This window comes from Microbacterium sp. NPDC091382 (assembly GCF_044757025.1).
Taxonomy (GTDB): Bacteria; Actinomycetota; Actinomycetes; order Actinomycetales; family Microbacteriaceae; genus Microbacterium.
Window position 1 is genome coordinate 534,877 of record NZ_JBIVUD010000002.1, and the last position, 21,580, is coordinate 556,456.

The following is a 21,580-nucleotide window of genomic DNA, read 5'->3' on the forward strand; positions in this document are numbered from 1 at the left end:
CATGGCATCCCGCAGTACCGCACCTGAGAAGCGCCCTGGATTCTTCTCGCAGATCCGCTCGCTCTACACGTTCACCAAGAACGAGTTCCGTTGGCTGCCGTGGGCTCTGGCCGGGACGGTGCTCGTCGGCATCGCGATCGGTGTCGGTCTCGGGTTCATCGTTCAGCCCGTGCAGCTCTGGAGCATCATCCTGTGGGGTGTCAGCGGGGTGCTCCTGGGCGTCCTGCTCGCGATGATCCTGCTGACGCGGCTGTCGACGCGGGTCATGTACCGGAAGCTCGACGGGATGCCGGGCGCCGTCGGGCACGTCCTCTCGACCGGCCTCGGCCGGAGCTGGGTGACCTCGGAGATGCCCGTCGGCGTCAACCCGCGCACGCAGGACGCCGTCTACCGCGCCGTCGGGCGCGGCGGCGTCGTCATCATCGGCGAGGGTGCTCGCGGGCGTCTGACGCGGCTCATCAACGACGAGCGCAAGAAGGTGTCGCGTGTGGCCTCGGGCATCAACGTCGAGGTCCTCTACGTCGGCGACGACGAGGGCGACATCCACATCTCGAAGCTCGCCAAGACGATCAAGTCGCTCCCCAAGACAGTCGATCGTGCCACGCTCGCCGCTGTCGTCAAGCGCATCGACTCGGTGTCGCAGTCTGTGACGTCCCTGCCGATCCCCAAGGGCATCGACCCGGCACGCGCTCGCGCCCAGCGCCCCCGGTGACCCTTCTCAGCCTCTGACGAGGACGGTTCCCACGGCCTTGTCGTGGAGACCTCGCTGGTCGGCATCCCAGATGACAGCCGGCAGAACGATCACGAGCAACGCCGTGCGGATGATCGGACGCCACAGCCCCGGCCAGCCGCCGCGCGCGAGTTCGACCCGCATGCCGAGGATGCGGTGCCCGGGGCTGCCGCCGATCGTCGGGATGAAGACGATCTGCAGAGCGGCGAACACGATCATCGGCGCGAAGAGAGTCCATCCTGCTTTCTCGGGCAACGCGAACTGGTCGTAGCCGAAGAAGGCCGTGGCCAGGATCGTGGCAGCCGCGTAGTCGATGAAGAGGGCGCCGATGCGGCGGCCGGGGCGACCGATGCTGCCACGGCCGGTGGCGGGGCGGCCGAGCCGCTCGCCGGGATAGTCGGGCACAGTCGAAGACACCACATCAGCGTAATCGCGCCCGCGTAACATCCTCGAAACATCGGAGACACTGCCGGGCAACTGCTGCCCGATAGGTTCGAGGGGCGCCTGATCCGACGGGCGTCGACATCGCACCCGATCTTGGAGACTCCATGTTCAAAGATTCTTCCGAGGTGCTCGCGTTCATCAAGGACGAGGACGTCAAGTTCCTCGACATCCGTTTCACGGACCTCCCTGGTGTCCAGCAGCACTTCAACATCCCGGCCTCGACCGTCGACGAGGAGTTCTTCACGGTCGGCCAGCTCTTCGACGGCTCCTCGATCCGCGGCTTCGCGAACATCCACGAGTCCGACATGCAGCTGATCCCGGATGTCACGACGGCCTACGTGGACCAGTTCCGCGAGGCGAAGACGCTGGTCATGATCTTCGACATCTACAACCCGCGCACCGGCGAGATCTACCACAAGGACCCGCGCCAGGTCGCCAAGAAGGCGGAGAAGTACCTCGCCTCGACCGGCATCGCCGACACGGCGTTCTTCGCTCCCGAGGCGGAGTTCTACATCTTCGACGACGTGCGCTACGAGGTCAAGCAGAACTCGAGCTTCTACTCCGTCGACTCCGAGGAAGGCGCCTGGAACACCGGTCGCGCCGAAGAGGGCGGGAACCTCGCCAACAAGACTCCGTACAAGGGCGGGTACTTCCCGGTCAGCCCGGTCGACAAGACGGCCGACCTGCGCGACAACATCACCCTCAACCTGATCGAGGCCGGCTTCGTGCTCGAGCGCTCGCACCACGAGGTGGGTACCGGCGGCCAGCAGGAGATCAACTACCGCTTCGACACGATGGTGCACTCGGCGGACGACATCCTGAAGTTCAAGTACATCGTCAAGAACACCTGCGAGGAGTGGGGCAAGGTCGCGACCTTCATGCCCAAGCCGCTCTTCGGCGACAACGGCTCCGGCATGCACACGCACCAGTCGCTGTGGCTCGACGGCAAGCCCCTCTTCTACGACGAGAAGGGCTACGGCGGGCTCTCGGACACGGCTCGCTGGTACATCGGCGGTCTGCTGGCGCACGCTCCCGCGGTCCTCGCGTTCACCAACCCCACGATCAACTCGTACAAGCGACTGGTCAAGGGCTACGAGGCTCCCGTCAACCTGGTCTACTCGGCCGGCAACCGTTCGGCTGCCATCCGCATCCCGATCACCGGCTCGAACCCGAAGGCCAAGCGCATCGAGTTCCGCGCTCCCGATGCCTCCGGCAACCCGTACCTCGCCTTCGCGGCGCAGATGATGGCCGGTCTCGACGGCATCATCAACCGCATCGAGCCGCACGAGCCGGTCGACAAGGACCTGTACGAGCTTCCCCCCGAGGAAGCGAAGAACATCCCGCAGGTCCCGAACTCGCTCCTCGACTCGCTCGAGGCTCTGCGTGCCGACCACGAGTTCCTCACCCGCGGCAACGTCTTCACGCCCGAGCTCATCGAGACGTGGATCGAGTACAAGATCGAGAACGAGATCACGCCGATCGCGGCTCGCCCTCACCCGTTCGAGTACGAGCTGTACTTCGGAGTCTGATCTCCGGATCTCGGGAAAGGCCCGTCGGCGTCAGCCGGCGGGCCTTTCCGCGTGATCTCAGCCCGCAGCGGTCGGGCGGGTGAGCGCAGCGTCGACGATCGATCGCACGCGGTCCGCGGAGACGTCGTTCTCCAGAGAGACCCGGACGAGCTGAGCGGCGAGCTCCTCCACTCGGCGCTCACCGGCATCCGTCGACCAGGCCACGACGGTGCCGTTGCGGCCGCGGGTTTCGATCGCGCCGATCGCCTCGAGTTCCTTGTAGGCGCGCGCCACCGTCCCGGGGGCTACGCCGAGGTCGGAAGCGAGCTGCCGCACCGTCGGCAGGCGCGCGCCGGCGGGGAGCTCCCCCGCCCGCATCTGATCCAGGAGTTGCGCGCGCATCTGTTCGAACGGCGCCACCGGCGCCCCGGGGTCGATGCTGATCCGACTCACTCCTGCTGCCATTCCGGAGGTCCCTTCGTTGCTCGCCGACCTACCGTAAATGTATCAACACAGATTACCGAATGCGTGGAGGTCCAAGTCCGCGCTGAGGATGCCTGCCGCCGCGTGCCCGCGCACGCTGGTCCCGCGCTCGTCGAGCCGCGGGCTGATGATCGCGGCCCCCAGGACGCCGGGCACCGCGAGGACCAGGGCGCCGGACACGCTGGATTTCGCGGGGATGCCGACGCCCCGCATCCATCTGCCGGAACCGTCGTAGACGCCGCACGTGGCCATGACGGACACGACGTCGCGTGCGACGGCCGCGGGGATCACGCGCTCCCCCGTCAGCGGGTTCCGGCCTCCGTTGGCGAGCGTCGCGCCCATGACCGCCAACGCCTGCGCGTCGACGAGTACCGCACATGCACGCGCGTAGACGGCTACGGCGTCATCGGCGGTGACCTTCAGCGTCCCCTCGGAGCGCATCAGATGCGCGAGCGCGTGATTGCGGTCGCCGAGCAGGTGCTCATCCCGGGCGATCCCCTCGTCGACCTCGAGCGACCTGCCCGCGAATGCCGACAGTCCCCGGAGGATCCGACCGTCGCGCCCGGCGACGTCGCCCCCGTCGACGAGGGATGCCGTGAGAAGAGCCCCGGCATTGACCATGGGGTTGGGCGGGCGTCCCGTGCCGCTCTCGAGCTTGATCGCGTCGAAGGCCTCGCCCGTCGGCTCGATCCCGACACGATCGAGCGCAGCACCGTTCGAGTCGGCCAGAGCCAGCGCGAAGAGGAACGGCTTCACGGCCGACTGAAGGCTGAAGGCGATGCCGGCGTCGTCCGATGCCGAGGCCTCGCCGTCCACGCCGACGAGCGCGATCGCGACCAGGTCGGGATCGGCGGACGCGAGAGCGGGGATGCTGCGATCCTGCTCACCGCCGGTGTGCTCGCGGACCCTCTCCACGAGGGCAGCGAGGTCGTAGGACGAGAGGCCGGTCAAAAGCCGGGCAGGTTGATGTCCTTGGGGTCGACCTCGACCTCGCCCACGTCGTCCGGTCCGCCCGTGCCCGGCGCCACCTGCACCTGTGATTCGTCGACGTCGCCGGCGACCTCGTCGGACACCTGCTCGTCCTGCTTCTGCTGGGTCTCGGTCTCACTTCCCGGACTGTAGGCCGTGTCCTGGTCGACCTGATCTCGCTGGGACTGAGGCGTGTCCGTGGCGGGCGTGGGGCGTTCATCATGACTGCTCATGGGTGGACGCTACGCGCTCCGCGCGCCGGGCTGGGCCCCCTTGACAGGCTCAGCGGGCCCGCGAGGACTCCGGCCCTGCGGTCGAGTGGTCCGTGCCACGCAGCCGGCCGATCAGAAGGATGACCCCGACGATGACCAGACCGATCAACAGACCGACGACCGCCGAGACGAGGGTCTCGCCGGTCCAGACGACCACCGGGCCGAGTGCCTCAAGCAGATGCTCGATGCCGTGCAGGACGTCCGCCGTCCAGTGCCAGCCCGCCTCTGCCACGTTCTGGAGCACGAGGTGACCACCCACCCAGAGCATCGCCACTGTCCCCAGGATGCTGATCCCGCGGAACACGGCGGGCATCGAGCGAACGATGCGGGCGCCGTTGTGCCGGACCCGCTTGACGGGACTCTTGGCCATCTTGAGCCCGATGTCGTCGATCTTCACGAGCAGCGCGACGGCTCCGTAGACGATGCCCGTCATGAGGAGGGCGATGACGGCGAGGACCGCGAGCGTCGTCCAGATGTCGAGCCCCTCATCGATGTTGGACAGGGAGATCAGCATGATCTCGCTCGAGAGGATCAAGTCCGTCCGCACGGCGCCGAGGACCAGCTTCTTCTCGTCCCGCTCCGCCTCCTCCTCTGCGTGCAGATGGAACCCGAACCACTCGAGGACCTTCTCCGCGCCTTCGAAGCACAGGAACGCTCCGCCGATGATGAGGAGGAACGGCAGGACCCACGGCGCGAAGGCCGTCAGGACCAGCGCGATCGGGATGATGATGAGGAACTTGTTGACGAGCGACCCGAGGGCGATCTTCGCGACGATGGGGAGCTCACGCGCGGGCGTCACGCCCTGCACGTACTGCGGCGTCACCGCAGCGTCGTCGATCACGACGCCCGCTGTTTTGGAGGACGCCTTGAGGGCGGCGCTCAGGATGTCGTCGACGACGGCCAGCAGTCCAACGGACATAGATGGTGACCCTTTCGGTCTGTTGCGGCGATCAGCCGTAGAAGAGATTCTCGAAGGCGCGGCGTGCCCGACGCGCCGCCCGGAGCCAATCCTCCTCCACCTGCGTGGCGGAGCGAGGCTCGTACTCCAGAAGTCTGCCGATGCCGTCGAGCTTTCCGCGATCGCTGGGGAGGACGTCGCTCGTCTGCCCGGAGAGCAGCGTGTTCGCAGAACGCAGCCGGCTCGCGAGCCACCACGCCTGCGAGAGCCGTTCCGCAGCGGCATCCGGGATCAATCCGGCCACCCGAGCCGCCTCCAGGGCAGCGGTCGTCGACGTCGTCCGAAGCCCCTCGACGCCGGCTGCGTGCTCCAACTGCACAAGCTGGACGAGCCATTCGACGTCGCTCAGACCGCCCGGACCGAGTTTGAGGTGTCGCGAGCGATCAACGCCCTGCGGAAGGCGCTCGTTCTCGACGCGCGCTTTGATCCGCTTGATCTCGCGGAGTCCCTGGGCATCGGGGTTCTGCGGGTATCGGAGGTCGTCCGCCAGGGTCATGAATCTCTCGATCAGGCGGATACTGCCCGCCACCCCGCGCGCACGCAGCAATGCCTGCGCCTCCCATGAGAGCGACCAGCGCCGGTAGTACTCCGCGTACGAGTCGATCGACCGCGCCATCGGGCCGTTGCGCCCCTCGGGACGCAGACCCGCGTCCAGGTCGAACGGCGCGCGCTGGTCCTCGGAGTGCGTCCGCAGGCCCTGCACGATTTTCAGCGCGAGCTCCTGTGCCCGCTGCGGCGGGACGCCGTTCGGGTCGTAGACGAACATGACGTCGGCATCCGAGCCGAACCCGAGCTCCGCCCCGCCGAATCGGCCCATCGCGATGACGGCGAAGTCCAGGGCATCGTCCTCGGGCGGGACGACCTCACGCCACACCGCCCGGAGCGTCGCCTGGATGGCCACCTCGCTGATCGACGTCAGTCCCTGCGCGAGTTCGGCGATCGTCAGCTCGCCGAGGAGTGCGCCCAGAGCGAGCCGGAGCAGCTCCCGGCGGCGGAGCGCACGGACCGACCTCATCGCGTCGCCGATCGACTCGTGGCGCGCCTGGATCGCGCGTGCCTCTTGCTGCAGCGAGAAGCCGGACCTCGGACGCAGCTGCTCCGACGAGTCGAGCCAGGCCGCCGCCTCCGGAATCCACTCCATGAGATCGGCGGCATAGCGGGACCCCGACAGGACGTGGGTCAGCCGCTCGGCCGCGCCCGACGAATCCCGGAGCATCCGCAGGAACCACGGGGTGTCGCCGAGCCGCTCGCTGATCCGGCGGAACGAGACCATGCCGTAGTCCGGGTCGACGCCGTCGGCGAACCACCGGATCATGACCGGCATGAGGTGCCGCTGGATGGTCGCCTTCCGGCTGAGACCGCTCGTCAGCGCACCGATGTGGCGCAGCGTCCCCGCGGGATCGCGGAACCCGATGGCCGCCAGACGATCGTGCGCCTGGGCCGATGACAGAGCGCCCTGCTCGTCGGGCGGGAGCGCGGCCACTGCCGACAGGAGCGGCCGGTAGAAGAGGCGGATGTGGATCTCGCGCACCTGGAGCTTGACCCGCTCCCAGACGGCGGCGATGCCTGCCGCATCCGACGCCAGTCCCGTCGCCCGCGCCAGCACGCGCAGCTCCTCGGACGAGGTCGGCATCAGGTGCGTCCGCTGCAGCCGTCGCAGCTGCAGACGGTGCTCCATGACGCGGAGGGTGCGGTAGTGCTGACCGAAGGTCGCAGCATCCGTCCGTCCGATGTACCCCTCACCGACCAGGGCGACGAGAGCGCGGAGCGTGCTCCGCTGACGGATGCCCTCATCGGCCAGGCCGTGGACCAGTTGCAGCAGCTGAACGGTGAACTCGATGTCCCGGATGCCGCCCGGTCCGAGCTTGAGCTGGCGGGCGACCTCGTCAGCCGGGATGTGTTCGGTCACCCGTTCCCGCATGCGCTGCACGCTGTCGACGAAGTTCTCCCGCGCGCTGCTGGTCCACACGAGCGGCTGCACGGCGGCCGAGTACGCCTCCCCCAGCTCCAGGTCCCCAGCGAGCGGACGTGCTTTGAGCAGCGCCTGGAACTCCCAGCTCTTGGCCCATCGTGCGTAGTACGACACATGGGAGTCGAGCGTGCGGACGAGGGCGCCCTGCTTGCCCTCGGGTCGCAGGTTGGGGTCCACCTCCCACAGGGGCGGTTCGATCTCGACGTCCGAGATGCCGCGCATCGTGAGGGTCGCGAGCCGGGTGGCGATGTCGACCGCTCGCCCCTCGGTGAGGTCACTGCCCTCGTGCGTCCCGGCGACGAAGATGACGTCGACATCACTGACGTAGTTCAGTTCGCGCGCGCCGGTCTTGCCCATACCGATGACCGACAGTCGCGTCGCCGCGACCTGCTCGCGCGGGTACATCCCCGAGACGGTCCGGGCACGCGCCGCGCAGAGCGACGCGTCGAGTGCGGCGCCCGCGGCGTCCGCGAGGGCCGCTGCGACGTCGGGAAGAACCTCGGTCGCATCGTCCGCCGACAGGTCGTAGGCGGCGATGAGGGCGACGATGCGGCGGTAGCGGACGCGGAGGGCGACCCAGGCGGACTCATCGGATGCGGCAGCGAACCCGTCGGCGTCCGCTCCGACGGCATCGAGGAGGGTCTCGCGCATCGACTGCGCCGACGGCAGCATCCGCCCGGCTCCGATGAGGTGCGACAATTCCTCCGGGTGGCGCAGGAAGAAGTCCGCGAGCCCGGCGGATGCGCCGAGGACGGACCAGGCGACGTCCGACGCGTCCGTGAGGGCGCGCGTCACCGCGGCGGCATCCCGTCGACCGATGCGGACGCACGACTGCACCGCGCCGTCGGGATCTGCCGCCCGCCCCGCAGCGACCACGAGGACATCGCGTTCGATGCCGGTGAGCGAGCTCAGCTCGTCCAGCGCGTCAGAGGACGCCGCGAGGTCGGAGAAGCCCGCGCGGGCCAGGTCGGTGAGCGCCGCCCGTCGCTCGATGGAGGCCATCGCCTCAGAGCATCTCGAGGTTCTTCTGCAGCTCGAAGGGCGTCACCTGAGACCGGTACTCCTGCCATTCGCGACGCTTGTTGAGGAGCACGTAGTTGAACACCTGCTCGCCGAGTGTCTCTGCGACGAGCTCGGATTCCTCCATGTACTCCAAGGCGTGGTCCAGGCTCGACGGCAGCGGACCGTAGCCGAGGGCCCGGCGCTCGGCATCCGTCAGCGACCACACATTGTCCTCGGCCTCGGGCGGGAGCTCGTACTCCTCCTCGATGCCCTTGAGACCGGCGGCCAGCATGAGCGCGTACGCGAGGTACGGGTTGGCCGCCGAGTCCAGTGCCCGGTATTCGACGCGGGTCGACTGCCCCTTGTTGGGCTTGTACATCGGCACACGGACCAGCGCGGATCGGTTGTTGTGGCCCCAGCAGATGAAGCTGGGCGCCTCGTCGCCGCCCCAGAGGCGCTTGTACGAGTTCACGAACTGGTTCGTGACGGCCGAGATCTCGTTCGCGTGACGCAGAAGCCCGGCGATGAACTGGCGGCCGGTCTTCGACAGCTGATACTGGGCGCCTTCTTCGTAGAAGGCGTTCATGTCGCCTTCGAAGAGCGACATGTGAGTATGCATGCCGCTTCCGGGCTTGCCGCTGAGCGGCTTCGGCATGAACGTCGCGTAGACGCCCTGCTCGATCGCGACCTCCTTGACGACCGTGCGGAACGTCATGATGTTGTCGGCCGTGGCCAGGGCGTCGGCGTAACGGAGGTCGATCTCGTTCTGACCGGGGCCGCCCTCGTGGTGGCTGAACTCCACCGAGATGCCGAGGTCCTCGAGCATGCGCACCGAGCGACGACGGAAGTCGTGCGCCGTCCCGCCGGGGACATTGTCGAAGTAGCCGGCGGAGTCGACCGGCTCGGGGCCTTCGGGTCCGAAGGACGACGACTTCAGCAGGTAGAACTCGATCTCCGGGTGCGTGTAGAACGTGAAGCCCGCGTCGCCCGCCTTCGCGAGCGCCCGCTTCAGCACATTGCGAGGATCGGCGACGGCCGGCTGCCCGTCGGGCGTCGTGATGTCGCAGAACATGCGCGCCGTCGGATCGATCTCGCCGCGCCACGGCAAGGTCTGGAACGTGGACGGGTCGGGGTGAGCCAGGAGGTCGGACTCGTACGACCGGGTCAGTCCTTCGATCGCGGAGCCGTCGAACCCGAGGCCCTCAGCGAACGCGCCCTCCACCTCGGCGGGGGCGATCGCGACCGACTTGAGGGTTCCGGTCACGTCCGTGAACCACAGCCGGATGAACTTGACCCCCCGCTCCTCGATCGTCCTCAGAACGAAGTCACGCTGCTTGTCCATCGCATCCTTCCCGGTGCCGAGCCGACTGCCAGACTAGCGGTCCGACGCCGCGACCGAGTGACGCGACGCGGGGCCGCGTCACTCGTCTTCGGCCGCGTCCTCGGCCGCCCACGCACGCGAGCGCTCCCGCATGATCTCGGGTGCGCGGGCGGCCTCCTCGGCCGTGTCGAAGGGGCCGGCTCGATCGGCTGACGGCACTTCGAAGCCCTTCTGGACCTCGCCGGTCTTGAGGTTGTACCAGTACTTGTCCGCGTCGCTCATGGGTCCTCCTCGGCCTCGTGGCGTTCATCCTACGGATCCCGCGGCCAGCGGCCTACGGTCCGCGTGCCGGGAGCGCAGTAGGCTCGGAGGCATGACTGGGACCGCCACCACCGCCGTCGGAATCGACATCGGAGGGACGGGCATCAAGGGTGCCCTCGTCGACCTCTCGCAAGGAACCCTCCTCACCGACCGCATCAAGGTCCCCACGCCGAAGGGCGCCGAGCCCGACGATGTGCTGAAGGCCGTGACCGAGGTGCTGGACAAGCTCGAGGTCACCGACGCCGACGTACCGCTCGGCGTGGCCTTTCCGGCGATCGTCAAGAACGGTCGCACCCTGTCGGCCGCCAACGTCGCCGACACCTGGATCGGTTTCGAAGCCGAAGCGTTCTTCGAGAAGGGCCTCGGGCGTCAGATCCACTTCGCCAACGACGCGGACGTCGCCGGCGTCGCCGAGATGCGGTACGGCGCGGCGAAGGACCGCGAGGGTCTCGTCCTCCTGACCACGCTCGGCACCGGCATCGGCACCGCGATGATCTACAAGGGTGTCCTCGTCCCGAACACGGAGCTCGGTCACCTGCACCGCCCCGGCCACAAGAAGGACTTCGAGCACTTCGCCGCGTATTCGGCCATGGAGCGCGAGGAGCTGGAGTGGGATGCCTGGGCTGACCGCCTGCAGCAGTACTACAGCCACCTCGAGTTCCTCTTCACGCCCGACCTGTTCGTCGTGGGCGGCGGGGTCTCCAAACACGCGGACAAGTTCCTGCCCCTGCTCGACCTGAAGACCGAGATCGTTCCCGCCGTGCACCGCAACAACGCGGGCATCATCGGAGCAGCCGCACTGGCATTGGCGGGTGACGACTCCAGCGTCTCGGTGGATGAGGGCGAGGACCTGGCGGGCACCACCGCGCGCTGACGCACCGACGGCCGGCGAGGGCGAATGGGCCGGCCTGTACGCCGGGTTCTGTCCGGGGGTCGGAACCCCGTGGACGGTCATCTCTCTCGGCGACACGTTGCCGCGCCGCTCCAGCGGTCTACCCGGGGACTCGGCGGGCCGCGTCGGCATCCCCTGTCTGACCTTGCTCCGGGCGAGGTTTACCGTGCGGGTCGTGTCACCACGACCCCGGTGGTCTCTTACACCACCCTTTCACCCTTACCCCGGTCGGAACCGGGGCGGTCTGCTCTCTGTGGCACTGTCTCGCGGATCGCTCCGGGTGGGTGTTACCCACCGCCCTGCCCTGTGGAGCCCGGACGTTCCTCGGTGCGCTCTCGCGCCACGCGACCGTCCAGCCGACCCATTCGCGGGGTCGAGTCTAGTCGCCCGGGCGCTCAGTCCTTCGCCGCGTCGATCCGCACCTGCAGGTCGAGCCGCAAGTCCAGCGGGATGTCGCCGAAGAGGAGCCTGGTGGCCGCGTCGGCGGCGAGGCGCACTGCGTCCGCAGCCTGCTCGGCGTGCGCAGCCGGCGTGTGGACGATGACCTCGTCGTGCAGGAAGAACGCCAGATGCGCCTGTCGGGAATGAAGCGGGCCCGACCGGCGTGCGGCGTCCTCCTCACCGACGGACGGCAGCAGCGCGAGCCTCGCCCGCAGATCGCCGAGCCACGCGAGCGCCCATTCCGCCGCCGTGCCCTGGACCACGAAGTTCCGCGTGAACCGGCCTCGGTCGCGTGCGGAGCGTCGAGCCTGGGCGCGGTCCGGCTCGGAGGCGTCCGGATCGCCCGCCCGGCTCTGGAGCGCGTGCCACCCGGGTGACGGCCGCGGGCTGGAGCGGCCGAGCCAGGTCGAGACGACACCGCCGTCCTCCCCCACGCGTGCCGCGTCGTCCACGAGACCCATCGCGCGCGGATACGCGCGCCGGAGGGCGGGGACGAGGCGCCCGCTGTCCCCCGTGGTCGCTCCGTACATCGCCCCCAGCAGGGCGAACTTCGCCTCGGACCGCGTGCTCACCACGCCTCGCGAGACGATGCCCTCGTACAGGTCGGTCCCGCGCGCACTGTCGGCGAGGGCGGCATCCCGCGACATCGCCGCGAGCACCCGCGGCTCGAGCTGGGCGACGTCGGCGACCACCAGCATCCACCCCGGGTCGGCGCGGACGGCGGGGCGCAATTGGCGCGGAAGCTGCAACGCTCCGCCACCCGATGACGCCCACCGCCCCGTCACGACGCCGCCGGGGACGTACACGGGACGGAACCGCCCCTCGGGGGCCCACTCCTCACGCCAGGCCCAGCCGTTCGCCGTGTACAGGCGCATGAGGCGCTTGTACTCGAGGAGCGGCACGACGACCGGATGGTCGTACTCCCTGAGCTCCCACTTGCTCGTGGACGCAGCGGCGACTCCGACGCGGTGCAGCGCGCGCAGGAGCTTCGGCTGGGAGTCGAGACTGACGCCGGGATCGCCGAGGAGACCGCGGATCTCGGCCGCGAGGGCGACGATCCGCCCCGGTGGCCGACCGCCGGCATCCCGCTCACCGAGCATCCCGGTGAGGATCCCGTCGTGGACGGCACCGTCCCAGGGAACGCCGGCCGCGTGCATCTCGGCTGCCACGAGCGCACCGACGGACTCCGCCGCGACCAGCAGCCGCAGGCTCGGCGCGCCGGAGGCGATCACCCGCCGCTGCCGCGCGAACTCCGCGAGCGCGGCGTCGATGTCGCGCGGCGCTTCACGGGAGCCGGGATCGAGATCGAAGAGCGCGCTCGGGCCGTTGTCGGCGACGGATGCCGCGGCATCCCACTCCGTCGCGCGTCGGACCTCCGCTGCGTCAGTCGCGAGCGCGCTGTCGCGGAGGATCGCGTGCGCGAGGCGCAGATCGTGGCACCGCGCGACGCGGACACCCGCAGCGATCAGCGCCGGGTACCAGTGCGACGTGTCGCTCCACACCCAGCGGACGGCGTCGCCGCTCCGTCGGACGCGGTCCGCGAGGCCGGTGTCATCGACGACCACGCGGTCGACGGGTCGGCCGTCGACGTCGAGCGAGACGAGGGCGATCCGCCCTCCGGAGGCGCCCACGACGATCCACGGGACGGGACCGTCCGCGGCGGCACCCGGATCGGTCAGAGCCCGGAGTCCTCGTCGCGCACGAGGATGCACCCGCATTCGGGGCAGGTCACGACGTCCTCTTCGGCTGCGGCGCGGACGACGTTGAGGTCGGTGCCCGAGAGCACCATGTGGCAGCCGCCGCAGGTGCGGCGGTGCAGGTGCCCGGCGCCGTTGCCTCGGGCGGCGAGACTGTCGTACAGGGCGACGAGGTCGGCGGGCAGCGTCGCGGCGATCGCCGTTCGATCGCGCGTCGCGGCGTCGAGGCGCGTGGTCGCCTCGGCGACTGTCGCCTTCGCCTCGGCGCTCAGCCGGGAACCCTCCTCGTTCACCGAGGCGATGAGCGCCTCCTGCTCCGCCACTGCGGCCTCGGCCGTCTCGAGGCGCTCCATGACCGCGAGCTCGGTGTCCTCGAGGTCGCTCTTGCGCCGGGCCAGCGAGGCGATCTCGTGCTCCAGCCCCTGGGCGTCCTTGGCGCTCGACGTCGATGCCAGCAGCTGATTGTCGCGTGCGGTCCGGGCGTCCACGACGGCGACGTCGGACTGGATGCGCGCGAGCTCGGCCTTGGCGTCGTCGCGCTCACCGAGGCGGCGGCTGAGTTCTGCCGAGTGTGTCGCGCGTTCCGCCAGCAGCTCCTTCACGCGCGCCGCTTGCGCGGGGTTCTGCCGCGCGTGATCCGCCCGCCGCACGGCGATGTCGGCGGCGGCGAGATCGAGGAGGCGGCGCTGGTCGGTAAAGCTGGCTTTCACGCCCTCAAACCTACCTCTCAGCCGCAGGTTCTTCGGGGCGCCGCCTTCAGACGGGATGCCGAGACGCACTAGCATTGCGTGCCGGAATCGCGCGGGAGGAGATCAGCATGAGCGTGCTGCGCACCAAGACGGTCGAACAGTCGATCGCCGACACCGAGGAGCCGGAGTTCCGACTCAAGAAGTCGCTGTCCGCTCTCGATCTCACCGTCTTCGGGGTGGGCGTCGTCATCGGCGCGGGGATCTTCACCCTCACGGGCCGCGCCGCGCACGAGGTCGCGGGCCCTGCGATCGTGATCAGTTTCGTCGTCGCGGCGATCGCGTGCGGCCTCGCCGCCATGTGCTACGCCGAGTTCGCCTCGACGGTCCCCGTGTCGGGATCCGCCTACACCTTCTCCTACGCGTCCCTCGGCGAACTGTTCGCGTGGATCATCGGGTGGGATCTGATCCTCGAGATGTTCCTCGGCGCGAGCGTCGTCGCGCAGGGGTGGAGCGCCTACCTCGGATCGCTCCTCGAGCAGCTCGGCGCCCCGATCCCCGCCGCGATCGGCTACGGCGGGACGATCGACCTCATGGCCGTGCTGCTCGTCGTCGTCCTGGGCGTGCTGATCACCGTCGGCATCCGTGAGTCGCTGCGGGTCAACCTGGTGCTCGTCGCGGTCAAGCTGTTCATCGTCCTGTTCGTGATCGTCGCGGGCCTCATGTTCGTGAACCCGGCGAACTACTCCCCGTTCATCCCCGATGCAGCTCCCCGCGAGACGGCATCCGGTCTGACGCAGCCCCTTCTGCAGTTCTTCTCCGGCATCGAGCCGACCGCGTTCGGCGTCGGCGGCATCTTCGCCGGTGCCGCCCTCGTGTTCTTCGCCTACATCGGCTTCGATGTCGTGGCGACGACCGCCGAGGAGACCAAGCGGCCGCAGCGCGACCTGCCCATCGGCATCATCGCGTCGCTGATCATCTGCACCGTCCTCTACGGCGCGGTCGCCCTCGTCGTGACGGGCATGGTCCCCTACGACAAGCTCGACCCGGCCGCAGCCCTCGCGAACGCATTCGCCTTCCACGGACAGACCTGGATGGCCACGGTCATCTCGGCGGGTGCCGTGGCCGGACTCACGACCGTGGTCCTCACCCTGATGATCGGTGCGACCCGCATCATCTTCGCGATGTCGCGCGACGCTCTGCTCCCGAGACGACTCGCCAAGGTCCACCCGCGGTTCCGCACGCCGTGGGTGATCTCCGTCATCGTCACGGTCGTCGTCGCCCTCGTCGCCGGCCTCACCCCGGTGGGCGTCCTGGAGGAGATGGTCAACATCGGCACGCTGTCGGCCTTCGTGCTGGTGTCGGTCGGCGTCATCGTCCTGCGCCGTCGCCGTCCCGACCTGCAGCGGGGCTTCCGCGTCCCGCTGAACCCGTGGCTGCCGGCGTTGTCGGTGATCGTCTGCGTCTACCTGATGCTGAACCTCACGGTCGAGACGTGGCTGCGCTTCCTCATCTGGCTGGCGCTGGGCTTCGTCATCTACTTCGCGTATTCGCGTCGCCACTCCCGCCTCGGTATGGGCGGCGACCTGTACGTCGACCCTGCGACGCCGAAGGTCGTCGGTCGGAACTGAGGAGAGCGGTGGGATGCCGGTGGTGGGCCCTGCCGGGATCGAACCGACGACATCCACGGTGTAAACGTGGCGCTCTACCAGCTGAGCTAAAGGCCCTGAGGTACCGAGTCTACGGGGATGCAGCGGCGTCCAGCACCGGGACCGTATGGGTAGGCTGAAGACAAGCGAGTTGTGCGCGGCGAACAAGCGCGCCCTCGCTCGATCCCTCCTTCCTGGCACGATCTGCCAGGCGACGAAAGGCCTCTTGTGACTGTCAACGATCAGGATCCGTACTCGCAGGGCCCGCAGGACAGCGACCCGGAAGAGACGTCGGAGTGGCAGGACTCCCTGCGTCAACTCGTCGACGCCCGCGGAGCGAGCCGCGGCCGCGAGATCATGCTGAGCCTGCTGCAGAGCTCGCGCGAGCTGCACCTCAATGTGCCGCAGGTGCCCACGACGGATTACATCAACACGATCCCCGTCGACAGCGAGCCCGAGTTCCCCGGCGACGAAGAGGTCGAGCGCCGCTACCGCAGCTGGATCCGCTGGAACGCCGCTCTCACCGTGCACCGCGCGCAGCGCCCCGGCATCGGCGTCGGCGGCCACATCTCCACCTACGCGTCGTCGGCCGCGCTGTACGAGGTCGGCTTCAACCACTTCTTCCGCGGCCCGGATCACGAGAGCGGTGGCGACCAGGTCTTCTTCCAAGGCCACGCCTCCCCCGGCATGTACGCCCGCTCGTTCCTGGAGGGTGGCCTCTCGAGCCAGCAGCTCGACGGGTTCCGCCAGGAAGCATCCGCCGCACCCCACGGCCTCCCCTCCTACCCGCACCCGCGCCTCATGCCGGACTACTGGCAGTTCCCCACCGTCTCGATGGGTCTCGGTCCGATCAACGCCATCTACCAGGCGATGACCAACAAGTACCTCACCAACCGCGGCATCAAGGATCTCTCCGACGCGCACGTCTGGGCCTTCCTCGGCGACGGCGAGATGGATGAGGTCGAGAGCCGCGGCCAGCTTCAGGTGGCCGCCAACGAGGGCCTCGACAACCTGACCTTCGTCGTCAACTGCAACCTGCAGCGACTCGACGGACCCGTGCGCGGCAACGGCAAGATCGTGCAGGAGCTCGAGAGCTTCTTCCGCGGCGCAGGCTGGAACGTCATCAAGGTCGTCTGGGGCCGCGAGTGGGACGACCTGCTCTCCCGCGACACCGAGGGTGCTCTGCTGAACCTCATGAACAGCACACCCGACGGTGACTTCCAGACCTACAAGGCCGAGAACGGCGCGTACGTCCGCGAGCACTTCTTCGGGCGTGACGAGCGGGCGGCCGCCCTCGTCAAGGACTACTCCGATGAGCAGATCTGGAACCTCAAGCGCGGCGGCCACGACTACCGCAAGGTCTTCGCGGCGTACAAGGCCGCCATGGAGCACAAGGGCCAGCCGACCGTCATCCTCGCGAAGACGGTGAAGGGTTACGGTCTCGGTCCGCACTTCGAGGGGCGCAACGCGACGCACCAGATGAAGAAGATGACGCTCGACGACCTGAAGCTCTTCCGCGACCAGATGCACATCCCGCTGACGGACGCCCAGCTCGAAGAGAACCCGTACGAGCCGCCGTACTACCACCCGGGCGCCGAGGACGAGACCATCAAGTACATGGTCGAGCGTCGTCGCGCGCTGGGCGGCACGCTCCCGCAGCGTCGCAGCACGTTCACCTCGCTGAGCCTCCCCGACGACAGCGTCTACGCGCTGCCGAAGAAGGGCTCGGGCACGCAGGAGGTCGCCACCACGATGGCGTTCGTCCGACTGCTGAAGGACCTTCTGCGCACGAAGGACTTCGGTCACCGCATCGTGCCGATCATCCCCGACGAGGCGCGCACGTTCGGTATGGACGCGTACTTCCCGACGGCGAAGATCTACAACCCGAACGGACAGAACTACACGTCCGTCGACCGCGAGCTACTCCTGGCCTACAAGGAGAGCCCGCAGGGTCAGATCATGCACGTCGGCATCAACGAAGCCGGCGCTCTCGCCGCCTTCACCGGTGTCGGCACGTCCTACGCGACCCACGGCGAGCCGCTCATCCCGGTCTACGTCTTCTACTCGATGTTCGGCTTCCAGCGCACCGGCGACGCCCAGTGGGCGGCCGGCGACCAGATGGCACGCGGGTTCATCATCGGCGCCACGGCCGGCCGCACCACCCTCACGGGTGAGGGCCTGCAGCACGCCGACGGCCACTCGCACCTGCTGGCGTCGACCAACCCGGCGACCGTCTCGTACGACCCGGCCTACGGATACGAGATCGCGCACATCGTGCAGTCCGGCCTCGAGCGCATGTACGGCGGGGAGCACGAGGACCCCAACGTCATGTACTACATCACGGTCTACAACGAGCCGATCGTCCAGCCGAAGGAGCCGGAGGACGTCGATGTCGACGGCATCGTCCGCGGCATCCACCGCGTGTCGAGCGGAGAGGGCGAAGGCCACCGCGCCCAGATCCTCGCATCGGGCGTCGGTCTCGCGTGGGCCCACGAGGCGCAGCAGCTCCTCAAGGACGACTGGGGCGTTGTGGCCGACGTCTGGTCGGTGACCAGCTGGACCGAGCTCCGCCGCGACGGTCTCGCCGCCGACGAGCACAACTTCCTCCACCCGACCGACGAGCCCAAGACGGCCTACATCACCGAGAAGCTCCGCGACTCGGAGGGCCCGATCGTCGCCGTCAGCGACTTCATGCACGCCGTGCAGGACCAGATCCGTCAGTGGATCCCCCACCGGTACGCGACGCTCGGCGCCGACGGCTTCGGCTTCTCGGACACTCGTGCGGCCGCCCGCCGTCAGTTCAAGATCGATGGGCCGTCCATCGTCGTCCGCACCCTGCAGGCGCTGGCCGAGGACGGCGTCGTCGACCGCGGTCTGTCGGCGCAGGCGATCGAGAAGTACCGTCTGCACGACGTGAACGCCGGCACCTCCGGCAACGCGGGCGGCGAAGCCTGACCCGCGAGATGACCGAACGGCCGACCGCTCAGGAGAAGGCGGAGACACTCGCGTGGCTCCGCCGGATCTCGGGTGATCTCGCGACGACGACGCTCCGGAGGCTCGAGGAGTACCTGCCCTGGTACGCCGAGATGCCTCCGGGGCGCCGGTCGGCCGTGGGCCTCGTCGCCCAGTCGGGCATCTCGTCCTTCGTCGAGTGGTACGACAACCCGAACTCGACGCCGTGGATCGCGGCCGACGTCTTCGCGTCCGCGCCGCGCGAGCTGTTGCGGAGCATCAGCCTCACGCAGACCCTCCAGCTGATCAAGGTGACCGTCGAGACGACCGAGGAGCGCGTCGCCGGACGGGGGAACGGACTGCGCGAGAGCATCCTGCTCTACTCGCGTGAGGTCGCCTTCGCCGCGGCGGACGTCTACGCCCGCGCCGCGGAGGCGCGCGGCTTGTGGGATGCCCGCCTCGAAGCCCTTGTCGTGGACTCGATCCTCACCGGTGAAGCGGACGAGGAGCTGCCCAGCCGGATCGCGGCGCTCGGTTGGCACGGTCACGGCGAGGTCGCCGTACTCGTGGGCACGACGCCCCCGCAGCTCGATGTGGACCAGGTGCGTCGCACCGCGCGCAAGCTCGGCGTCGACGTGCTGATCGGCGTGCAGGGGTCCCGATTGGTCCTCGTCATCGGTCGTGCGGAGCAGACAGGACGAGAGGATGCCGAGGAACTCCCGTTCACCGAGATCGCCACGCGCCTCGAACCGGGGTTCGGAAACGGTCATCTCGTGCTCGGTCCGACGGCGCCCGCTCTGCTGGACGCCGGAACGAGCGCGCGTGCGGCGCTCGCGGGTTTCGCCGTGGCCAAATCCTGGCGGCACGCACCGCGTCCGGTGGATGCGGACGACCTGCTCCCCGAGCGGGCCCTCGCCGGCGACCCGCTGGCCAAGGCGACCCTCATCGAGCGGATCTACCGGCCGCTGCAGGCGCACTCCACCGATCTGGTGACGACCCTGTGGAGCTACCTCGACAACGGCCGGTCCCTCGAAGCGACTGCTCGAGAGCTCTTCGTGCACCCCAACACCGTCCGCTACCGGCTCAAGCGGGTCTCGGACGTCATCGGCTGGGACGCGACCGGTCCGCGGGAGGCGCTGATCCTCCAGACGGCGCTCATCCTCGGCTCGATCGGAGGCGACGTCACGCGCCGCCGGGCCCTCCGCCGCAGCTGACCACCTGTACGACTCGAACAAACGATTCGCGCTTTCTTGTGCGCTGACCAACAGCATCGCCACCACGAACTTGCAAGGATGGACATCGTGATCATCGCCGTCTTCCCGGGCCAGGGCTCTCAGACCCCCGGGTTCCTCACACCGTGGCTCGAGACCGACGGGACGCGTGAGCTGCTCCAGCAGTACTCCGCGTACGCCGACGTCGATCTGGTCGCCGCCGGCACCGAGTGGGATGCCGACCGCATCCGCGACACCAAGGTCGCTCAGCCTCTCATCGTCGCCGCGAGCCTCCTCTCCTGGCGCGCGCTCGTCGACGCGGGTCACCGCCCCGACGGTGTCGCCGGTCACTCCGTCGGAGAGATCGCGGCACTGGTAGCCGCGGGCGTGCTGACCGAGGAGGACGGCATGCGCCTCGTCGGCATCCGCGGACGCGCCATGGCCGAGGCCGCTGGGCTCGAGGAGACCGGGATGAGCGCCGTCGTCGGCGGCGACGAGGCCACGGTCCTCGCCCGCCTCGAAGAGCTCGACCTCACCCCCGCCAACTACAACGGCGGTGGACAGATCGTGGCCGCCGGCGCGCTCCCCGCCCTCGCAGAGCTCGGCGCGGAAGCGCCGCGCGGCAGCCGCGTGATCCCGCTGCAGGTCGCCGGCGCGTTCCACACGCGGTACATGGCGCCGGCCGTCGATACGCTCCGCTCAGCCGCTGCCGAGGTCGCGGCATCCGATCCTTCTCTGACGCTCTGGAGCAACCGCGACGGCGGCACCGTCTCGGACGGGCGCTCCGCGCTCGATCTCCTGGTCGCGCAGGTGGCGAACCCAGTCCGATGGGACCTCTGCATGGCGTCGTTCGCCGAGAACGGAGTCGCGGGCATCATCGAACTCGCGCCGGCGGGCACCCTGGTCGGACTCGCCAAGCGCGGACTGCGCGGCGTACCGTCTGTTGCGGTGAAGACACCCGACGACCTCACCGCCGCGAACGCCCTTCTGACCGGAGAGAACGCATGACCCCCCAGCTGGTCCAGCCGACGGGCGCTGCCCACACCCGCATCTACTCGTACGGCGCCGCACGCGGAGAGAACGCGGTCCCCAACGAAGACCTGATCGAGCCGATCAACTCGAGCGACGAGTGGATCCGTCAGCGCACCGGCATCATCACCCGCGTTCGAGCGGATGCCGGGACAACCGCGATCGACCTCGCCGCCGACGCCGCCGCAGAGGCCATCGAGCGCTCGGGCATCGCGGCTGACAAGATCGACGCGGTCATCGTTGCAACGATCTCGAACCCGAAGCAGACGCCGTCGGTGTCGGCGATCGTGGCTGACCGCGTCGGCGCGAACCCGGCGGCCGCCTACGACCTGAACGCCGCGTGCGCCGGATTCGCGTACGGCGTCGCGCAGGCGGACGCCCTCATCCGCGCCGGGGCGGCTCACTACGCCGTCGTCATCGGAACCGAGAAGCTCAGCGACGTCGTCGATCCCGCAGACCGGTCCATCTCGTTCCTTCTGGGCGACGGCGCGGGCGCTGTCGTCGTCGGGCCCAGCGAGACCCCGGGCATCGGACCGACCATCTGGGGGTCTGACGGGTCGAAAGCCGACGCCGTGGGCATGAACCACACGCTGACGGAGTTCCGCGACGGCGTCGCGCCGTGGCCGACGCTTCGACAGGAAGGACCGACCGTCTTCCGCTGGGCGGTCTGGGAGATGGTGAAGGTCGCGCGTCAGGCCATCGAGGCTGCGGGCATCACGCCCGACGACCTGGCCGCGTTCGTCCCGCATCAGGCCAACATGCGCATCATCGACGAGTTCGCGAAGCAGTTGAAGCTGCCGGACACCGTCGTGATCGGTCGCGACATCGAGACGACGGGCAATACGTCTGCGGCATCCATTCCGCTGGCGACGCACCGGCTCCTGGAAGAGCACCCCGAGCTCAGCGGCGGTCTCGCCCTGCAGATCGGATTCGGCGCAGGACTCGTGTTCGGCGCACAGGTCGTCGTCCTCCCGTGACGACGGCCGTCCCCCACCTAAACTGACTACCGGCCCGGCTGGGCCGACCCCCACAGAAGGAGAAAT

At 68.9% G+C, this 21,580-nt stretch carries 18 protein-coding genes, 1 tRNA gene and 1 other RNA gene; 8 read left to right on the forward strand and 12 right to left on the reverse strand.

Annotation, left to right across the window (positions count from 1 at the left end; all coding sequences use genetic code 11):
• Position 1: 1 nt before the first annotated feature.
• Entirely contained in the window at positions 2–712 is a 711-nt protein-coding gene (locus ACIQLK_RS10065) for a DUF4191 domain-containing protein (protein ID WP_400364619.1), read from the forward strand.
• 6 nt (positions 713–718) lie between these two features.
• Here ACIQLK_RS10065 and ACIQLK_RS10070 read toward each other — a convergent pair whose 3' ends face one another.
• Positions 719–1,147: an RDD family protein gene (locus ACIQLK_RS10070; RefSeq protein WP_400364620.1), complete on the reverse strand. Its 429-nt coding sequence runs from the start codon at positions 1,145–1,147 to the stop codon at positions 719–721.
• 131 nt (positions 1,148–1,278) lie between these two features.
• Here ACIQLK_RS10070 and glnA (ACIQLK_RS10075) point away from each other — a divergent pair, with 131 nt between their 5' ends.
• A complete protein-coding gene (gene glnA, locus ACIQLK_RS10075) occupies positions 1,279–2,703 on the forward strand; it encodes a type I glutamate--ammonia ligase (protein WP_400364621.1) in 1,425 nt (474 codons plus the stop codon).
• Between the two features lie 57 nt (positions 2,704–2,760).
• Here the strand turns inward: glnA (ACIQLK_RS10075) and ACIQLK_RS10080 are convergent, their stop codons facing one another.
• The 7 genes from ACIQLK_RS10080 to ACIQLK_RS10110 form a co-directional block, all read right to left on the reverse strand.
• Positions 2,761–3,147, reverse strand: coding sequence for a GntR family transcriptional regulator (locus tag ACIQLK_RS10080; protein ID WP_400364623.1), 387 nt, complete (start codon positions 3,145–3,147; stop codon positions 2,761–2,763).
• Positions 3,148–3,189: 42 nt separating this feature from the next.
• Positions 3,190–4,116 (reverse strand): glutaminase A, encoded by a 927-nt coding sequence (gene glsA, locus ACIQLK_RS10085; RefSeq protein WP_400364624.1) that lies wholly within the window; start codon positions 4,114–4,116, stop codon positions 3,190–3,192.
• Positions 4,113–4,367 (reverse strand): hypothetical protein, encoded by a 255-nt coding sequence (locus ACIQLK_RS10090; RefSeq protein ID WP_400364625.1) that lies wholly within the window; start codon positions 4,365–4,367, stop codon positions 4,113–4,115. Before ACIQLK_RS10090 ends, glsA begins: the two co-directional genes overlap by 4 nt.
• Before the next feature lie 49 nt (positions 4,368–4,416).
• Positions 4,417–5,325, reverse strand: coding sequence for a DUF808 domain-containing protein (locus tag ACIQLK_RS10095; protein ID WP_400364626.1), 909 nt, complete (start codon positions 5,323–5,325; stop codon positions 4,417–4,419).
• Positions 5,326–5,356: 31 nt separating this feature from the next.
• Positions 5,357–8,338, reverse strand: a complete 2,982-nt coding sequence (locus tag ACIQLK_RS10100; protein WP_400364627.1) for a bifunctional [glutamine synthetase] adenylyltransferase/[glutamine synthetase]-adenylyl-L-tyrosine phosphorylase — start codon at positions 8,336–8,338, stop codon at positions 5,357–5,359.
• A 4-nt stretch (positions 8,339–8,342) separates the two neighbouring features.
• Positions 8,343–9,680: a type I glutamate--ammonia ligase gene (gene glnA / locus ACIQLK_RS10105; protein WP_064002148.1), complete on the reverse strand. Its 1,338-nt coding sequence runs from the start codon at positions 9,678–9,680 to the stop codon at positions 8,343–8,345.
• Positions 9,681–9,758: 78 nt separating this feature from the next.
• Complete coding sequence (locus ACIQLK_RS10110; RefSeq protein ID WP_400364629.1) at positions 9,759–9,941, reverse strand: SPOR domain-containing protein; 183 nt, start codon at positions 9,939–9,941, stop codon at positions 9,759–9,761.
• A gap of 91 nt (positions 9,942–10,032) precedes the next feature.
• Here ACIQLK_RS10110 and ppgK point away from each other — a divergent pair, with 91 nt between their 5' ends.
• Positions 10,033–10,854 (forward strand): polyphosphate--glucose phosphotransferase, encoded by an 822-nt coding sequence (gene ppgK, locus ACIQLK_RS10115; protein ID WP_400364631.1) that lies wholly within the window; start codon positions 10,033–10,035, stop codon positions 10,852–10,854.
• A gap of 21 nt (positions 10,855–10,875) precedes the next feature.
• Here ppgK and rnpB read toward each other — a convergent pair.
• From rnpB to ACIQLK_RS10130, 3 genes are all read right to left on the reverse strand, one after another.
• An RNA gene (gene rnpB / locus ACIQLK_RS10120) (RNase P RNA component class A) lies at positions 10,876–11,236 on the reverse strand.
• A gap of 31 nt (positions 11,237–11,267) precedes the next feature.
• Positions 11,268–13,031 (reverse strand): bifunctional 3'-5' exonuclease/DNA polymerase, encoded by a 1,764-nt coding sequence (locus ACIQLK_RS10125; RefSeq protein ID WP_400364632.1) that lies wholly within the window; start codon positions 13,029–13,031, stop codon positions 11,268–11,270.
• A complete protein-coding gene (locus tag ACIQLK_RS10130; protein ID WP_400364634.1) occupies positions 12,989–13,720 on the reverse strand; it encodes a zinc ribbon domain-containing protein in 732 nt (243 codons plus the stop codon). The genes ACIQLK_RS10125 and ACIQLK_RS10130 overlap by 43 nt, the downstream gene beginning before the upstream one ends.
• A 107-nt stretch (positions 13,721–13,827) precedes the next feature.
• Between ACIQLK_RS10130 and ACIQLK_RS10135 the strand changes: the two genes are divergently transcribed.
• The gene (locus ACIQLK_RS10135; RefSeq protein ID WP_400364636.1) at positions 13,828–15,327 is read left to right on the forward strand and encodes an amino acid permease; all 1,500 of its coding nucleotides are present in this window, start codon (positions 13,828–13,830) and stop codon (positions 15,325–15,327) included.
• A 20-nt stretch (positions 15,328–15,347) separates the two neighbouring features.
• On the opposite strand, the gene ACIQLK_RS10140 is transcribed toward ACIQLK_RS10135, so the two are convergent.
• A tRNA-Val gene (locus ACIQLK_RS10140) sits at positions 15,348–15,423 on the reverse strand.
• A gap of 150 nt (positions 15,424–15,573) precedes the next feature.
• Here ACIQLK_RS10140 and aceE point away from each other — a divergent pair.
• From aceE to ACIQLK_RS10160, 4 genes are all read left to right on the forward strand, one after another.
• A complete protein-coding gene (gene aceE, locus ACIQLK_RS10145; protein ID WP_400364638.1) occupies positions 15,574–18,300 on the forward strand; it encodes a pyruvate dehydrogenase (acetyl-transferring), homodimeric type in 2,727 nt (908 codons plus the stop codon).
• Positions 18,301–18,308: 8 nt separating this feature from the next.
• Positions 18,309–19,511 (forward strand): PucR family transcriptional regulator, encoded by a 1,203-nt coding sequence (locus ACIQLK_RS10150; protein WP_400364639.1) that lies wholly within the window; start codon positions 18,309–18,311, stop codon positions 19,509–19,511.
• A gap of 87 nt (positions 19,512–19,598) precedes the next feature.
• A complete protein-coding gene (locus tag ACIQLK_RS10155) occupies positions 19,599–20,516 on the forward strand; it encodes an ACP S-malonyltransferase (protein ID WP_400364641.1) in 918 nt (305 codons plus the stop codon).
• Positions 20,513–21,514 (forward strand): beta-ketoacyl-ACP synthase III, encoded by a 1,002-nt coding sequence (locus ACIQLK_RS10160; protein ID WP_400364642.1) that lies wholly within the window; start codon positions 20,513–20,515, stop codon positions 21,512–21,514. The genes ACIQLK_RS10155 and ACIQLK_RS10160 overlap by 4 nt, the downstream gene beginning before the upstream one ends.
• Positions 21,515–21,580: the final 66 nt, after the last annotated feature.

Coding starts and splice junctions, on each gene's coding strand:
- ACIQLK_RS10065 (WP_400364619.1), top strand. CDS start 2: ATGGCATCCCGCAGTACCGCACCTGAGAAGCGCCCTGGATTCTTCTCG.
- glnA (WP_400364621.1), top strand. CDS start 1,279: ATGTTCAAAGATTCTTCCGAGGTGCTCGCGTTCATCAAGGACGAGGAC.
- ACIQLK_RS10080 (WP_400364623.1), bottom strand. CDS start 3,147: ATGGCAGCAGGAGTGAGTCGGATCAGCATCGACCCCGGGGCGCCGGTG.
- ACIQLK_RS10090 (WP_400364625.1), bottom strand. CDS start 4,367: ATGAGCAGTCATGATGAACGCCCCACGCCCGCCACGGACACGCCTCAG.
- ACIQLK_RS10095 (WP_400364626.1), bottom strand. CDS start 5,325: ATGTCCGTTGGACTGCTGGCCGTCGTCGACGACATCCTGAGCGCCGCC.
- ACIQLK_RS10100 (WP_400364627.1), bottom strand. CDS start 8,338: ATGGCCTCCATCGAGCGACGGGCGGCGCTCACCGACCTGGCCCGCGCG.
- glnA (WP_064002148.1), bottom strand. CDS start 9,680: ATGGACAAGCAGCGTGACTTCGTTCTGAGGACGATCGAGGAGCGGGGG.
- ACIQLK_RS10110 (WP_400364629.1), bottom strand. CDS start 9,941: ATGAGCGACGCGGACAAGTACTGGTACAACCTCAAGACCGGCGAGGTC.
- ppgK (WP_400364631.1), top strand. CDS start 10,033: ATGACTGGGACCGCCACCACCGCCGTCGGAATCGACATCGGAGGGACG.
- ACIQLK_RS10125 (WP_400364632.1), bottom strand. CDS start 13,031: ATGCGGGTGCATCCTCGTGCGCGACGAGGACTCCGGGCTCTGACCGAT.
- ACIQLK_RS10135 (WP_400364636.1), top strand. CDS start 13,828: ATGAGCGTGCTGCGCACCAAGACGGTCGAACAGTCGATCGCCGACACC.
- ACIQLK_RS10150 (WP_400364639.1), top strand. CDS start 18,309: ATGACCGAACGGCCGACCGCTCAGGAGAAGGCGGAGACACTCGCGTGG.
- ACIQLK_RS10160 (WP_400364642.1), top strand. CDS start 20,513: ATGACCCCCCAGCTGGTCCAGCCGACGGGCGCTGCCCACACCCGCATC.